The sequence below is a fragment of the Candidatus Sulfotelmatobacter sp. genome, from assembly GCA_036500765.1.
Lineage (GTDB): Bacteria > Acidobacteriota > Terriglobia > Terriglobales > Acidobacteriaceae > Sulfotelmatobacter.
The window spans coordinates 700,580-716,381 of record DASYBM010000016.1; the positions used below are offsets into that span (position 1 = coordinate 700,580).

The window sequence follows — 15,802 nt, forward strand, 5'->3', positions numbered from 1 at the left end:
TACGAACGGCTGTTCCTGAGCAGAGGTGTGTGACCCCGCCTCGCGCTTGCAAGCCACGCCAAAAACAAAGAGCAAAGAACAAAGAACGCAAGTACAAGTGATTTGCCACGAAATTCAGCTCGACAAACGGAGTCCCCGTAGACTCGATGACGACGCGTCTCAACTCGAAGCTTGGCGTGAGCAAGCCCCGCCGGCCTGCCGCCCAGGGCCTCTACAACCCCGCGCACGAGCACGACGCCTGCGGCATCGGATTTGTCGCCAGCATAAGCGGTCAGAAAAGCCACGAGATCGTTCGCAAGGGAATCCAGGTTCTGCTCAACCTCGCGCATCGCGGCGCATGCGGCTGCGATCCTGAAACCGGAGATGGCGCCGGCGTCCTGATTCAGATTCCACACAAGTTCTTCGCGCGCGAATGCGAGAAGCTTGGCTTTACGCTGCCGAAAGCGGGAAGCTACGGCGTCGGCATGACCTTCCTGCCCGTCGAGAAGCATCAGCGCCTTCAGTGCGAAGGAATTCTCGAACGCATCGTTCGCGAAGAGGGCCTGACGCTCATCGGTTGGCGCGACACTCCGGTCTATGCTTCTGCGATCGGTCGCGTAGCGCGTGCCTCGCAGCCGTATATCCAGCAGATTTTCGTTAAATGCCCTGCCGCCGTTTGCGCCGACGAAGAGGCCTTCGAACGCAAGCTCTACGTCGTGCGCAAGCGTGCCGAAAATGAAATCCGCGAATCCGGCATTGGAGACGCGGAAATGTTTTATATCCCGTCGCTCTCCTGCCGCACCATCGTTTACAAGGGATTGCTGCTGGCTTCGCAAATCACCAACTTCTATCGCGAACTTTCCGATCCCGATGCAGTCAGCGCGTTGTGTCTGGTCCACCAGCGCTTCTCGACCAATACGTTTCCCAGTTGGGATCGCGCGCATCCTTACCGCTATGTCGCGCACAACGGTGAGATCAACACGCTTCGTGGCAACGTCAACTGGATGCAGGCTCGCCAGTCGCTGTTGCAATCTCCGCTCTTTGGCGACGATTTGAAAAAGCTTTACCCAATCATCGCTCCCGACGGCAGCGACTCCGCCAACTTCGACAATGCAGTCGAATTGCTTCTCCAGGCCGGACGCAGCCTGCCGCATGTGATGGCCATGCTGATTCCAGAAGCCTGGTCGGGCAATCCGCACATGAAGCCGGAGAAGCGCGCTTTCTACGAATATCACGCGTGCCTGATGGAGCCCTGGGACGGCCCTGCTGCCATGGCATTTACCGATGGCCGCGTCATCGGCGCCACGCTCGACCGCAACGGCCTGCGTCCAGGTCGATACGTTGTCACCCACGACGATCTGGTGGTCATGGCCTCGGAAGCCGGAGTTCTCGACATCGCGCCGGAACAGGTGAAGAGCAAAGGCCGCCTCCAGCCTGGAAAAATGTTCCTGGTCGACACCGTCGAAGGCCGCATCGTTTCTGACAAAGAAATCAAGCAGAAACTCGCTGCGCGTCGACCCTACGCCGAGTGGGTGAAAGACAATCAGATCACCATCGATCAGTTGCCCGACCCCACGCGCATGCACCATCCCGACGCAGAGACGCTGCTCCGCCGCCAGCGCGCCTTCGGTTATAGCGATGAAGATTTGCGGATGCTCCTCGCGCCCATGGCCTCGAAGGGTGAAGAACCGATCGGCTCGATGGGAACCGATACGCCACTGGCCTGTCTTTCTGACAAGCCGCAGTCGCTATTTAACTATTTCAAGCAGCTATTCGCGCAGGTGACGAATCCTCCAATCGATCCCATCCGCGAAGAGATGGTGATGTCACTCATCAGCTACATCGGCAGCGAGCGCAACATTCTCGAAGAAGCGCCAGAGAATTGCCACATGCTGAAGCTGGAGCATCCGCTGCTCTCGAATCGCGAACTGGAAAAACTTCGCCGCGTTTCGAATCGCGACCTGCTCGCGACCACGCTGCCTGCTCTATTTCGCGCCGCCGACGGTGAATCTGGCCTCAAGCGCGCTCTCGACGATCTATGCCAGCGCGCCTCGTTCGCGGTAAAGGCAGGATACTCGCTGCTCATTCTTTCCGATCGCGGCGTCGACAAAGATTACGCTCCCATTCCGTGTCTGCTCGCATTGGCCGCAGTGCACAACCTGCTGGTGAGGGAGGAAACCAGAACCCAGGTTGCGCTGATCACCGAATCCGGCGAGCCGCGCGAAGTCATGCATTTTGCCTTGCTGAGCGGCTACGGCGCGAGCGCCATCAATCCGTACCTGGCGCTTGAGAGCGTGGAGAATCTGGCCTGGCGCGGCGAATTGGGCGATGTGACTCCCGAACTCGCCGTCAAGCATTTCATGAAAGCCATCAAAAAGGGCCTGCTGAAGACTTTTTCGAAGATGGGCATCTCAACGTTGCAAAGTTATCAGGGAGCGCAAGTCTTTGAAGCGATCGGGCTGAACAAAGAGTTGATCGATGCGTATTTCGCCGGGACCATCTCACGACTCGAGGGCATCGGTCTCTCGGTTCTGGCCGCCGAAGCCCAACTGAAACATGAATACGCTTTCCGCCCGCTGACCGAATTCGAAACCGAACTTGCAGTTGGCGGCGCCTATCACCAACGCGTGAACGGCGAATATCATCTTCTCAATCCGCAGACCATCGGCAAGCTGCAGCACGCCGTGCGCGAGGATAGCTTTAAGACATTCCAGGAATACACCGACCTCATCGACAATCAGAGCGCCAACCTGTGCACCTTGCGCGGCCTGATGAAGTTGAAGAAGAGCGACACGCCGCTTCCGATCGAGGAAGTCGAGCCCGCCAAAGAAATCGTGAAACGCTTTACCACCGGCGCCATGTCGTTCGGTTCGATCGGCAAGGAAGCGCACGAGACTCTGGCCATCGCCATGAACCGCATCGGCGGCAAGTCGAACACCGGCGAAGGGGGAGAAGACGAAGAGCGCTTCAGGCCCGACGCCAGCGGCGATTTACGGCGAAGCGCGGTGAAGCAGGTCGCATCTGCGCGCTTCGGTGTGACGGCAAACTATCTCGTGAACGCCGACGAGTTGCAGATCAAGATGGCGCAAGGCGCGAAACCCGGCGAGGGCGGCCAGCTGCCCGGCCACAAAGTCGACGACGTAATCGCGCGCCTGCGGCACTCGATTCCTGGCGTGGGGCTGATCTCGCCGCCACCGCATCACGATATCTACTCCATCGAAGATCTCGCGCAGCTCATCTACGACCTGAAGAATGTAAATCCGCAGGCACGCATCGCCGTGAAGCTGGTCGCCGAAGTGGGCGTCGGCACCGTCGCGGCGGGCGTGGCCAAAGCGCACGCAGATGTCGTGCTCATCAGCGGAGACAGCGGCGGCACTGGCGCGTCGCCCTTGAGTTCCATCAAGCACGCCGGCGTTCCGTGGGAACTTGGTCTCGCCGAAACCCAGCAAGTCCTTCTCTTGAACGATCTGCGCAGCCGCATCCGCGTGCAAACCGACGGTAAGTTGCAAACTGGCCGCGATGTCGCCATTGCCGCGTTACTGGGGGCAGAAGAGTTCGGCTTCGCGACCACGCCTCTAATCGCGATGGGCTGCATCATGATGCGCAAATGCCATCTCAACACTTGCTCGGTCGGCATCGCCACGCAAGACCCGGTGCTCCGCCAGCAATTCAAGGGACAGCCCGAGCACGTCATCAATTTTTTCTTTTTCATCGCCCAACAACTTCGGCAATACATGGCGGATCTCGGCTTCCGCACCGTCGACGAGATGGTCGGCCGTGTCGATATGCTCGATGTGAATTCCGCGCTGAACTTCTGGAAAGATCACTGGAAGGCGAAAGGCCTCGACTTCTCGGCAATCTTCTACAACCCGCCCGTGCCGTCGCGCGTCGCACGGCGTCGCATCCACTCGCAGGATCATGGCCTGGAGCAGGCCCTCGATCACAAAATTCTCGGGCAGGTCCAAGATGCTCTTGAAAGTTTAACGCCGATCAAAGTGAATTTTCCGGTGCGCAACATCCACCGCTCCGTCGGCAGCATGTTGAGCGGCGAAATCGCCCGCCGCCACGGTTCTGCCGGACTCCCCGACGACACCGTGTGCGTTCAACTTTCCGGCTCGGCTGGGCAGAGTCTGGGCGCGTTCCTGGCGAAAGGCGTCACGCTCACGCTCGAAGGCGAAGCCAACGATTATGTCGGCAAGGGACTCTCCGGCGGCCGCATTGTTGTTTATCCCCCGCGCGGCTCCGGTTTCGCCGCGGAAGAAAATATTCTCATCGGCAATGTGGCGCTCTACGGCGCGACGAGTGGCGAAGCCTTCTTCAATGGAGTCGCGGGTGAACGCTTTGCGGTGCGCAACTCTGGCGCGACTGCCGTTGTCGAAGGCGTCGGCGACCACGGCTGCGAATACATGACAAACGGTCTGGTGCTGGTGCTCGGATCCTGTGGCAGAAATTTCGCCGCCGGCATGAGCGGGGGCGTCGCCTACGTATTCGACGAGCGTGGAGACTTCACCGAGAAGCGCTGCAACCTCGATTCGGTTGATCTCGAGCCTCTGCTCGATGGGCAGGACGTTCAGATTGTCCGCGACATGATCACGAGGCATCGCGAACTGACCGGCAGCCGCCGCGCGCAGTCGATTCTCGCGAACTGGAACGAGATGAGCTCGCGCTTCATCAAAGTCTTCCCGCACGAATTCAAGCGCGTGCTGGGCATCAGCCGGAGCGAACAAGCCTACATTCCGAGCCAGCCTGTTTCCCTCCTGGCTGAAGCCGAGCAACTTCAAGCCGAGCAACTTCAAGCCGAGCAGCTTCAAGCCGAGCAGGTGCAGCATGGTCAGGTGTTGCATGGGTAAGACCACCGGCTTCATGGATTACTCGCGCGAGCTTGCCCCGCGCCGCCCCGTAACCGAACGCGTGAATGACTGGTTCGAGATCTACCAGGATTTTCCCGAAGCCAAGCTGCGCGAGCAGAGTGCCCGCTGCATGGACTGCGGCGTGCCCTTCTGCCAAACCGGATGCCCCGTCAGCAATCTCATTCCTGACTGGAACGATCTGGTTTATCGCGGACGCTGGAAGGACGCGCTTCGCCAACTGCACGCCACGAATAATTTTCCCGAGTTCACAGGACGCATCTGTCCCGCGCCCTGCGAAGCCTCGTGCGTGCTGGGTATCAACCAGTCTCCGGTCACCATTAAGCAAAACGAAAAAAATATCGTCGAGCGCGGATTTCTCGAAGGTTGGATTCGTCCCGAGCCTCCGAAAGTTCGCACCGCAAAAAAAATCGCTGTCGTCGGCTCAGGTCCAGCCGGACTCGCTGCTGCTCAACAGTTGTGCCGCGCCGGCCACGCTGTAACGGTCTACGAAAAAGCCGACCGCCTCGGCGGACTCCTCCGCTACGGCATCCCCGAGTTCAAACTCGAAAAACACATCATCGATCGCCGCCTCGAACAGATGTCCGCCGAAGGCGTGAAGTTCGTAACCAATGCGGAAGTAGGAACGAAAATTCCTGTCGAAGATCTTCGCCGCGACTTCGACGCCATAGTTCTCGCCGGCGGCTCCGAGCGTCCTCGTGACCTGAAAATTCCCGGACGGGAGTTGAAGGGAATTCACTACGCGATGGAATTTCTCGCGCAGCAGAACAAACGCTGCCTCGGCGACACGCTCGATCCCGCGACCGAAATTCTCGCCACCGGAAAACGCATCGTCATCATCGGCGGCGGCGACACTGGCGCCGATTGCCTGGGCACGGTGCATCGCCAGAAGCCGGCTTCAGTGCATCAGTTCGAGATCATGCCCAAGCCGCCCGACGAACGCTCGCCGCTAACGCCCTGGCCGCTTTGGCCCATGCAACTTCGCGTTGAGGGCGCTCATGAAGAAGGCGGCGTGCGCGACTGGAGCATTGCGACCACAGAATTCATCGGCGACGCGGCCGGCCACGTTAAACAACTTCACGCCGTTAGGGTCGGCACTCCTCCGAAGTTCGACTCCATCCCCGGCACCGAGTTCAGCATGGACGCGGATCTCGTCCTGATCGCCATGGGCTTCCTCGGCCCCGAGCGCCGTGGCATGATCGAGCAACTGGGAGTTCAACTCGACAACCGCGGCAACGTGGCGACCGACCCGAACTATATGTCGTCAATTCCCGGAGTCTTCGCCGCCGGCGACATGCGCCGCGGACAGTCGCTGGTAGTGTGGGCGATTTCTGAAGGCCGCAAAGCCGCTGCCTCAGTAGATGCGTACTTGAAAGCGCAATCCATCCGCCCGGTCACGCCAGCTTCCGCCGCGCAACAAATCGCCTGATGATTTTGTCTTTCTTAGCGTTCTTTGCGGTTCAAGCTTTGATTTCCCCCGTCGCGATACCTATGCAGAACTTGAAAGCCGGGGCCGTGTAAGATGCTGCTCAACCCGCATGATCCAACTTTCCGACATCCAGGCCGCTCTCCACAGAATTCGCGCCGATATCCGCGTTTCGCCCTGCACGCACTCGGAGACATTTTCCGGCCTCACCGGCAATTCCATTTTCCTCAAGCTCGACAATCAGCAGCGCACCGGAGCGTTCAAAGAACGCGGCGCGCTGAACAAACTTCTCACTCTCAATCCGGATGAACGCTCCAGCGGCGTAATCGCGGCCTCCGCCGGCAATCACGCGCAAGGCGTCGCTTACCACGCGGGACGGCACAAAATAGCCGCCCGCATCGTCATGCCGCTCCCCACACCTCTAACCAAAGTCTCGGCCACGCGCGCTTACGGAGCCGAAGTCGTTCTTCACGGCACAAACTACGACGAGGCCTACGAGAAAGCCATTCACCTGAGCCAGCACGATGGCCTGACGCTCATTCATGCCTTCGACGATGATGCCGTCATCGCAGGGCAGGGAACGCTGGGGCTGGAAATTCTCGAGCAGCATCCTGGGATCGAAGTAATCGTCGCGCCCATTGGCGGCGGAGGATTGATCGGCGGCATCGCCTGCGCCGTCAAAGAAACGAGTCCCGCCGTGCAGATTTTCGGCGTGCAACCCGCGCGCATTCCTTCCATGAAAGCCGCCGTGGCCGAAGGCAAGCCCGTTACTCTGAACGCCGCCAAGACCATTGCCGATGGAATCGCGGTACGCCGCGCCGGAGAGCGCACGCTCCCTCTGGTTCAACAGTATGTCGACGACATCGTGACGGTCGAAGAGGAAGAAATCGCGAACGCAATTCTCCTGTTGCTGGAGCGCGAAAAAACTTTGGCGGAAGGCGCGGGAGCGGCCGCCATCGCCGCCCTGCTCAACCGCAAGCTGCCGCTCCAAGGAAAGAAAATCGCCGTCCTCGTCGGCGGCGGGAATATCGACGTCACATTGCTTTCGCGCATCATCGAGCGCGGTCTCGTGAAAGACGGCCGCCTCGTCCGTCTACGCGTTCACCTGCCCGACTATCCCGGCGCGCTGCACCGCCTCACCGGAATCCTCGCCGACCATCGCGCCAATATCGTCGAGACCGCCTATGATCGCGCCTACCACGGTGTCAATCTCGGCGACACCGCCATCGACATCACCATGGAAACCCGAGGCCCCGACCATATCGTCGAGCTTCTGGAGGCCCTGGTCGCCGCAGGCTACACCCACGAAAGAATTTTGTGATCCAGCCCGAATAGTAATCCGAGACAGTCGGTCACGGAGCCGACGAACTAATAGGAGTTTTCGAGCTGCTACCGCCGCACAGCAGGACGCAAAGTAGAACTCCTGTTCCCCCTGCCGCACCCGCCGCAATCCATTTGGTGTTTGGGCTGGCACCGGCGCCTTGCGGGCGCGGAGTCCCGCACAGTTCCGACTGATCGAAGCTCTTTTGCTCGGTCTCGTGAACCGTAGATCCGCTGGACGTTCCCGTCCCTGCAATCGGTTTCTTGTGGGCCGCTTCCTTGATTCCCGCGCGCTCCACATTCACGTTGCTCTTGCGCGCGGCCACCTGAATGTTTCCACTCAGATTCGCCACCTCATACTGCGTCCATTCCGTCAACACTGGTATTGCGGTCAGGCAATTTACTTTCACCTTAAAACTTTTCGAGGTTCCCACGGAAACGCTGCCATGATCCAATTCAAGAAGATTCGCTCCCAGTTGGGCGACGGTTTCTGGCTCAAGCAGAATAGTAGTTCCCTCCAGGCTCAGGTTCGCGGAAGCTCCAGCCTTAGTTTCGAGCAGGTCGCCGGGAAACACTGCGGAGGAGTCCCTGGCTTCGTAGCCGTTGACCCAGACGCTGCCCTGGGTGCGGAGAATTGACCCGCCCTTCTGAGGCTGCACAGGCGGAGCTAGACCGTTCTTGTCCGTCCCACTCTGGCCCAAGACGGCCTGAGGGAGGACGAGCAGCATCGCCCAACACAGAAAACGACGTAAGATAGGAACATGCATGAAAGACAAATATCCGCAAACTTGCCTGTCAAAATCGTATCTCCGCCCACCCCCCTCGTCTATTAGCACTCTGGATGCGTCAGAAGAAACGGTCTCCGAAAATGCCCGCCGGGAACGCCGCCCGCCATACTTGTTATGTTTGGGTAAAACTTTGTAAACCATAGGCTTCCGCGGCCTGCGGCAATGTAAATTATAGGTGGGGCGTATGAGCGCAAAACTACGATTGACCGCAATAAGAACGATGGCGGGACGAACGATGGCAAGACGAACACTTGCAACCGTCGGATTCGCCGTCATGCTCGTGACCGGAGCGCCGTTTCTTCCGGCATCTTTCGCAGCGACTTTTTCCCAGGCGCAGAATGCGGGCCAGGCCGCGGTGGCGAAGCGCATCGGAACCATCAAAGCGATCAATGGAAACACAATCACGCTCGCAGCGGAAGCCGGTGCCGAGGTTGCAGTGACTGTGCAGCCCAACGCACGCATCCTGCGCATTGCCCCCGGGGAAAAGGACCTCAAGAATGCCACGCCCATTCAGTTGCAGGAGTTGCAGGTCGGCGATACGATTCGCGCCCGCGGCCATGCATCCGATGACGGCAAGACGCTAGCCGCCTTGGAGATCATCGTCATCACGCGCTCAACCGTGGCCGCCGTCGGTGAGCAAATCCGCCAGGACTGGCAAAAGCGTGGCATGGGCGGCCTCGTCTGCGCTCTGGATGAAAACACCGGCACAATAACCGTCGCGGCCTCTTGCCGCACCGGAACCAAGACCACCGTCGTCCACATCACAAAAAGTACCGTCATCCGGCGCTACGCTCCCGACTCCGTGAAATTTGAAGATGCCAAGCCCAGCACATTGCACGAAATTCACGTCGGAGACCAATTGCGCGCGCGCGGGACTCGCAGCTCCGATGGCGCCGAAATAACCGCCGACGAGATTGTCTCCGGCAAGTTCCCCTACATCGAGGGAACCGTCAAAAGTGTCGATGCAAGCACCGGCACACTCAGCGTTCAGGATGTGTTGAGCAAGAAAACCGTGGAGGTGAAAATTACGCCCGACTCGCAACTCCACAAGATACCGGCCGAAATGGCGCAGCGCTTTGCGATGAGAATCAAGAGCGCCCTTCCGCCGGGTATGCCGGGTGCGGCGAGTTCCTCCGCGCCAGCCGGCGGAACGCCGACCAGCGGTTCGTCAGCGCGCGGAAATGCGGGTGCTCCAGGCGTCGGAACTCCGGGCGCGGGCGCAGCAGGGATGGGCGGTGGTGCGCCGGGTGGCGTGCGCACCGGCGGAGCCATCGATTTCCAGCAAGTCCTGAGCCGACTTCCGTCTTCAACATTGACTGATCTCGACCTGAAAAAAGGAGACGCAGTAGTGATCCTCGCCACCGAAGGCTCGCCTTCGAGTCCCAATACCGCGATTACGCTGCTCAGCGGGGTTGAGCCGATCCTTCAAGCTTCGCCCACCGCCGGCCAGGCGATGATGCTCGCTCCGTGGAGCTTAGGGGGCGCACCTGGGGGCGACTCCGGCCCGTAGCTCTCTCAATGATTATTGCTTGAAGATTGTTGCTGAAGGTTATTGCTGAATTATTGTTTGGCCGCCGCTCCCGAATGTTTGGCCACTCCCGAATTCATACGAAACAAAATTCAAATGAATCCAGACCTGTTCAGAAATCAGGAAAATTGCAAATGAGATACCTGCGTTACCTCGTCATAACATCGTTATCGTTGCTGTCAGTAAGCGCATTGCTGGGTCAAGCTTCGGTCGCTCAAGCGGCGTCAGGCCAAACGTCGTCAGCTCAAACCGGCGCTGCAACCTCCGCCGGATCGCTCCGGGGCCTGGTGACCGATCCCTCGGGAGCCGCTATTTCTGCGGCCAATGTGATCATGACTCCTCCAAACGGATCTCCCGTCGTAGTGCAGAGCAATGCCCAGGGCATGTATGAATTCAAGTCCCTGCCGGCAGGAAAGTACACGCTCACGGTCGCCGCTCAAGGATTTACTCTCTACGAAAACGACAACGTCATAATCGGCAATCAGCCCCTGCGACTGAACGTATCGATGGCAATCGAAGTCGAGACCGAGAAAGTCCAGGTCTCCGACACGGCGCCGACGGTTGACGTAAATCCCTCGAACAACGCCGGCGCGATCACGATCTCCGGTAAAGAACTCGAAGCGCTGCCCGACGATCCCGACGAATTGCTCTCCGATCTGCAAGCCCTCGCCGGGCCTTCGGCAGGTCCCAACGGCGGACAGATGTACATTGACGGCTTTACCGCCGGTCAACTGCCGCCCAAATCGTCAATCCGAGAAATTCGCATCAATCAGAATCCGTTCTCCTCCGAATACGATAAGTTGGGTTACGGCCGCATCGAAATCTTCACCAAGCCCGGCACCGATAAATATCACGGAGAGATTTTCGTTCTGGGCAACGATTCCGCCTTTAACTCGCCCAATCCATTCGCGGGTGCCGAGCCTCCTTACGATTCCGTTCAGTACAACGGAAACATCGGCGGACCGATCGGCAAGAAAGCGTCATTCTATTTCAACCTGCAACGCCGCAACATCAACGAATTGTCCGCCATCAACGCGGTCGTGCTTGATCCCACTTTCACCACTCCAGTTTCGTTGGTCGAGTCCATTTCCAGCCCGCGCCAGCGCACCAACCTCGGTCCGCGCTTCGACTGGGCGCTCAGCAAGAACAACACATTGACGGCGCGCTACCAGTATTATCGCGACACTCAGAACAACGACTTGCCGGGCGTTACCAGCCTACCGACCCAGGCCTACTACTCCAAGGAAACCGAAGACACGGTGCAGGTCAGCGATACACAGGTGATCGGCTCGAAAGTCATTAATGAGACGCGCTTCCAGTACAACCGCGACGTGACGATCCAGACCCCGCAGGATACGAATCCAGCGGTGAGCGTGCTCGGCAACTTTACGGGCGGCGGCTTCGGCCAGGGCAACCTCAACGATGTGGAGAATAATTACGAAATCCAGAACTATACTTCGTTAATTCACGGCAATCACACCGTCAAGTTCGGGGCGCGCGTCCGCGCCACGCACGAACCAAATTTTTCCACCTCAGGGTTCAATGGCACTTTCACTTTTTCGTCGCTGAATACACCAGGGAATGAGCCTCCACCGAATGACAATCCGCCCTGCGCGCTAGGCGCGACTACGCCCTGTCCGATTTCTCTGGCTTATGCCGAGCGGCAATTGAACGGTGGGGGCGGGATTCCATATGCGACCCAGCTCTCCTACACAACGGGAAGCCCGAACATTGCCATCGATTACTACGACGTCGAACCTTACGTCCAGGACGACTGGCGAATTCGCCCGAATATCACCCTCAGTGCCGGTCTGCGTTTCGAGAGCCAAAATTACATCCACGACCGCGGAGACTGGGCCCCGCGCCTGGGATTCGCCTGGGGCGTGGGCGGCCGCACCCTTCCACCCAAAGTGGTGATTCGGGGCGGCTACGGAATTTTCTACGATCGCTTCCAGACCACGCCAATCTTGCAGGCCGAGCGCCTGAACGGAGTCACGCAGCAGCAGTTCATCATCGACAACCCCACCTGTTTCCCGGGGCTTGGTGTTGCGCTCACGAATTTCTCCAACTGCGGCCCAGTGAGTACTTCCAGTTCCAACATTTACCAGATCAGTCCTCGCTTGCATGCTCCCTACACTCTGCAAGGCGCGGTGAGTGTGGAACGCCAAGTCACGAAATCCGCAACCGTCGCGGCCACGTACTTAAACTCGCGGGGATTCGATCAGTTGGTCACCATCAACGCCAACGCTCCTTACCCTGGCACCCCTTGCGGGCAAGCCGGACTTCCCGCTTGCGCAGCGGTGAGCGGAGGCAACATCTACCGCTACGTTTCCGAAGGCAATTTCAAACAAAATCAGCTCATCGTGAACAGCAATATCCGCGTCGGAGCAAAGCTCCAGTTGTTCGGGTTCTATACCCTGAATTATGCCAACAGCGATACCGCTGGCGTTTCTAACTCCGGCTCTGCCAGCTTCGCGTCCAATTCCTACAACATCAGCCAGGACTATGGCCGCGGCGCTTTCGACATTCGGCATCGGGTATTCCTCGGCGGCAGTATCGCCCTGCCCTACCTGATGCGCCTCAGTCCTTTCATGGTCATCAGTTCCGGCTCTCCTTTCAACATCACGTCCCCGATTGATCAGAACGGAGATCAGATCTACAACGACCGTCCCACGCTGGTTTCCACCGCAACCTGCCCCGCCGGAGCTGCGCCCTCGGGTTCCATCTACTGCACCCAGTTGGGAACCTTCGACGCCTCGGGCGCCACCGGAAGGCTTCTGCCCATAAACTACGGCACGGGCCCGAATCACTTTGTGATGAACCTGCGCTTTACGAAAACCTTCGGAATCGGGCCCAGGACTAAAGCCACAGGACCGCACCAACCGCAGGGTGGTTCTGGCGGCGGAGGTGGCGGCGGACGAGCCGGCGGTGGCCCGCGGGGCCCGCTTTTCGGCGGCGGAGGTGGCGGCTTTACCACTTCATCAAGTTCGGACCGGCGCTACAACGTCACTCTCGGCGTGAATGCCCGCAACGTTTTCAACAACGTCAACGCCTCGAATCCTAACGGAGTTCTTGGTTCCCGGCTCTTTGACGTCTCCAATTCGCTGCAAGGCGGTCCGTTCTCGCAGGGCAATTCCGCCAATCGCCGCATCGAACTGCAAGCCACATTTGCCTTCTGATTGCGTTATAGAACAGGCGCACTCGGCTCGGTATATCGCGGACCGAAGGGTTCGCGATATGCTGAAATGAACGGACTGCGATCCACAAGCGTGGGGTGCCAAAAACCCGATTGCGCTCTCTTCCCAAGGCTGACGGAGCAAAGGCGAACGGAAACCCGGCCGGCGAACGTTCGGCCAAGTCCGTCCCGCTCAGCCCCAACGCAACTGAACTATCTGCAAACGAACTGGTAGCGCGCAAGTCCCGCACCACCCGCCGAAAATTTCTCGGCCTCGCCGCGGCCGCAGGCGTTGCCGCACTTGCCCTCGACACCACCTTGCTCGCGCCAAATCTGGTTCGCGTCGTCCGCCGCGAGATTGCCCTCCGCCGCTGGCCCTCCCGGCTGGATGGCTTTAGCATCGCCCTGCTCAGCGATTTCCATTACGATCCTCACTTCTCGGTGCATCCGATTCATTCCGCAATCGGCTTGGTCAACGATCTGCATCCCGAACTGATCGTTTTCACTGGAGACTTCGTTACTTCTCCTTGGGTCGGCGACCCCACCGAAGCCGCGGCTGCGGCCGAGCCCTGCGCTCAACTGCTGCGGCAAATGCGCGCGCCTCACGGCCCCTGGGCGGTGCTGGGAAATCACGACGCCTTTACCGATCCCGATCGCGTGACCGCTGCGCTTCACGGCGCGGGAATTCCAGTGTTATCCAATCAATCGGTCGCTATTGAACACGACGGAGCGCGCTTCTGGCTCGCTGGCATCGACGATGTGCTGGGCGGCACCGCCGACCTCAACTCCACTCTGCATGACATTCCTGCCGATGATGCCACGGTGTTGCTCGCGCACGAGCCCGACTATGCCGACCGAGTGGCGCGACATCCCGTCGATCTCCAACTCTCCGGTCACTCCCATGGAGGTCAGGTGCGCATCCCGTTTGTCCGGCCCATTTACTTGCCGGACTTGGGAAGAAAGTACATTTGGGGTCTGTACAACGTGCGCGGGCTCACTCTCTACACCAATCCCGGACTGGGCACAGTCGGCGTTCCAGTTCGCATGAACTGCCCCCCCGAAATTACGCTACTCACGCTGCGCCGTGCCGCGAGTCGCTAGGCTCGACCTGGGCAGGCGTCCTCTTGGACTTCGCGACCTTTGCGCGGAGCGCGCAAAGTCGGACACTTCCAGCCCGCACTTCAAACTGCCGTTCCTTGCTGCAACAAATTTTCATTACTGTGCAAGAGTTTGCCGATCAAGAGTTTTTTCACAGGCAGATTGAAAATTTGCGCTTTAAGATTCCTGCCAGATGGGGTAACTTCGTGGGGCTTTTGAAGTCTGGGCCGCGTACCACCGTTCGATTTACACAAACTTGTTTGGAGTACCAAGGAGAAACCATGACGAAGATAACAAAGCTGGCCCTTTGCGTTGCTCTCACCATGTTATTGGTCGGAGCGTACTTCGTGGTGTCCGCCGCTGGAACTCACGAAGCAGGCCCTCCCCGCAACATCTCAAACTTGCACTTTCCGCCACCAACCAACGAGATCAACAGGACTAACTTCATCACGACCGCCACGCCGTATGCCGTTCTCGCCGCCGGCTTCAACGTAGAAGACGGTGGAGCGACCTTCAGTTGCCCGAGCAGCGTCTATAACACCTGCACTCTGCTGGTGAATTCGTTCGCCACCAGTTCCGGCGGCGGCCTTGCCGACGACGACCGCGCACTCTGCCTGGTTGTGGATGGAGCGATTGCGGGCGCTTGCGCCTACAATGGATACGACGCAGCCGACGGCTCCTACTCTGCCATCAGCTCTATCAACAACGTTGTGGTAACTCCCGGAACTCACACCGCCTACATGTCGTTCTACACCACTTACGGAACGACGATGTACACCTACACCAACCTCTACAGTATCTACAAACCGTAGGCTCTCCGGCCGACTCGAATTTGGGGGCGAAGCGTCAGCTTCGCCTCCCTTCGCTTATTGAAGAAAGTCCATTCTTGATATGCGCACTACTTCGACGACAGCATTCTTCGCCAGTATGCAATCTCTTGCACCCGCATCTGCATCGACTTCCGGCGCCTACTCGTAACCCATGTGCTGACAATGAGATACGAATTCGATAGTGTGGGCCTGCGTTTGCCTCCCCAGCAGCAGCGGTTTAAGCTCGTTCCGGCTCAACTGTCGGCACTCCATAGCCGCGAGCCATAAGTCGAAAGGAAACCACGAGACTCTATGCATCGTCGCAACTGGCCTGCGATTCTGATCTGTGCCATCCCGGTGTTTGCGTTCGCTGCGAGCGCACCCGCCCCCCGCCCGCAGTCGGCAACCCTCGAGCAGCGTGAAAATCGGCTCTCGGGAACTCTGGCCCGCGCTGCGCAGTTTGTCGATGTAGCTCATGTCAGCTCCCGCCCTTCTTGCGAAGACGTTGAGCCGCCCGAGGCCCTCGCCACTCCCGATCCCCTTTTTCCTCCCGCTACCAAAGGCCACAAAGTCACAGTCAGCTTTATCATCGGAACCGACGGCCGCGTTCATAGCCCACTGATTCTCGAGAGTGCCGGCCTCACCGGCGATCGTCACGTGCTCCAGACCGTGCGCACCTGGAGATATCGTCCGGCAACCTGCAACGGCGTTCCCACCGAGATCGAAGGCAAGATCCAGTTCTCCAGCCGATAGCAGTCCAATCGCACGAGCCCCATAGCACGAGTCCCGCCCGCTGGACTAGAATGAGCCG

At 58.9% G+C, this 15,802-nt stretch carries 9 protein-coding genes; 8 read left to right on the top strand and 1 reads right to left on the bottom strand.

What is annotated here, in order from left to right; all coding sequences use genetic code 11:
* Positions 1-146: 146 nt before the first annotated feature.
* The 3 genes from gltB to ilvA all read left to right on the top strand — a co-directional run bounded on the left by gltB (position 147) and on the right by ilvA (position 7,594).
* The gene (gltB, locus tag VGM18_20055) at positions 147-4,829 is read left to right on the top strand and encodes a glutamate synthase large subunit (GenBank protein ID HEY3975307.1); all 4,683 of its coding nucleotides are present in this window, start codon (positions 147-149) and stop codon (positions 4,827-4,829) included.
* A complete protein-coding gene (locus VGM18_20060) occupies positions 4,822-6,276 on the top strand; it encodes a glutamate synthase subunit beta (protein HEY3975308.1) in 1,455 nt (484 codons plus the stop codon). The genes gltB and VGM18_20060 overlap by 8 nt, the downstream gene beginning before the upstream one ends.
* A gap of 109 nt (positions 6,277-6,385) precedes the next feature.
* Positions 6,386-7,594: a threonine ammonia-lyase gene (gene ilvA / locus VGM18_20065; protein HEY3975309.1), complete on the top strand. Its 1,209-nt coding sequence runs from the start codon at positions 6,386-6,388 to the stop codon at positions 7,592-7,594.
* Between the two features lie 31 nt (positions 7,595-7,625).
* Here the strand turns inward: ilvA and VGM18_20070 are convergent, their stop codons facing one another.
* Positions 7,626-8,252: a hypothetical protein gene (locus VGM18_20070; protein ID HEY3975310.1), complete on the bottom strand. Its 627-nt coding sequence runs from the start codon at positions 8,250-8,252 to the stop codon at positions 7,626-7,628.
* Positions 8,253-8,616: 364 nt separating this feature from the next.
* Between VGM18_20070 and VGM18_20075 the strand changes: the two genes are divergently transcribed.
* The 5 genes from VGM18_20075 (at position 8,617) to VGM18_20095 (ending at position 15,744) form a co-directional block, all read left to right on the top strand.
* Entirely contained in the window at positions 8,617-9,891 is a 1,275-nt protein-coding gene (locus tag VGM18_20075; protein ID HEY3975311.1) for a DUF5666 domain-containing protein, read from the top strand.
* A gap of 152 nt (positions 9,892-10,043) precedes the next feature.
* A complete protein-coding gene (locus VGM18_20080; GenBank protein ID HEY3975312.1) occupies positions 10,044-13,088 on the top strand; it encodes a carboxypeptidase regulatory-like domain-containing protein in 3,045 nt (1,014 codons plus the stop codon).
* Between the two features lie 95 nt (positions 13,089-13,183).
* Entirely contained in the window at positions 13,184-14,185 is a 1,002-nt protein-coding gene (locus VGM18_20085; GenBank protein ID HEY3975313.1) for a metallophosphoesterase, read from the top strand.
* A gap of 278 nt (positions 14,186-14,463) precedes the next feature.
* On the top strand, positions 14,464-14,994 hold the full coding sequence (locus tag VGM18_20090; GenBank protein ID HEY3975314.1) for a hypothetical protein: 531 nt from the start codon (positions 14,464-14,466) through the stop codon (positions 14,992-14,994).
* Positions 14,995-15,303: 309 nt separating this feature from the next.
* Positions 15,304-15,744 (top strand): TonB family protein, encoded by a 441-nt coding sequence (locus tag VGM18_20095; GenBank protein HEY3975315.1) that lies wholly within the window; start codon positions 15,304-15,306, stop codon positions 15,742-15,744.
* Positions 15,745-15,802 lie beyond the last annotated feature (58 nt).

What these genes read in the sequence shown, in the direction of transcription:
- gltB (HEY3975307.1), top strand. Translation starts at nt 147, where the DNA reads ATGACGACGCGTCTCAACTCGAAGCTTGGCGTGAGCAAGCCCCGCCGG.
- VGM18_20060 (HEY3975308.1), top strand. Translation starts at nt 4,822, where the DNA reads ATGGGTAAGACCACCGGCTTCATGGATTACTCGCGCGAGCTTGCCCCG.
- ilvA (HEY3975309.1), top strand. Translation starts at nt 6,386, where the DNA reads ATGATCCAACTTTCCGACATCCAGGCCGCTCTCCACAGAATTCGCGCC.
- VGM18_20075 (HEY3975311.1), top strand. Translation starts at nt 8,617, where the DNA reads ATGGCAAGACGAACACTTGCAACCGTCGGATTCGCCGTCATGCTCGTG.
- VGM18_20080 (HEY3975312.1), top strand. Translation starts at nt 10,044, where the DNA reads ATGAGATACCTGCGTTACCTCGTCATAACATCGTTATCGTTGCTGTCA.
- VGM18_20090 (HEY3975314.1), top strand. Translation starts at nt 14,464, where the DNA reads ATGACGAAGATAACAAAGCTGGCCCTTTGCGTTGCTCTCACCATGTTA.
- VGM18_20095 (HEY3975315.1), top strand. Translation starts at nt 15,304, where the DNA reads ATGCATCGTCGCAACTGGCCTGCGATTCTGATCTGTGCCATCCCGGTG.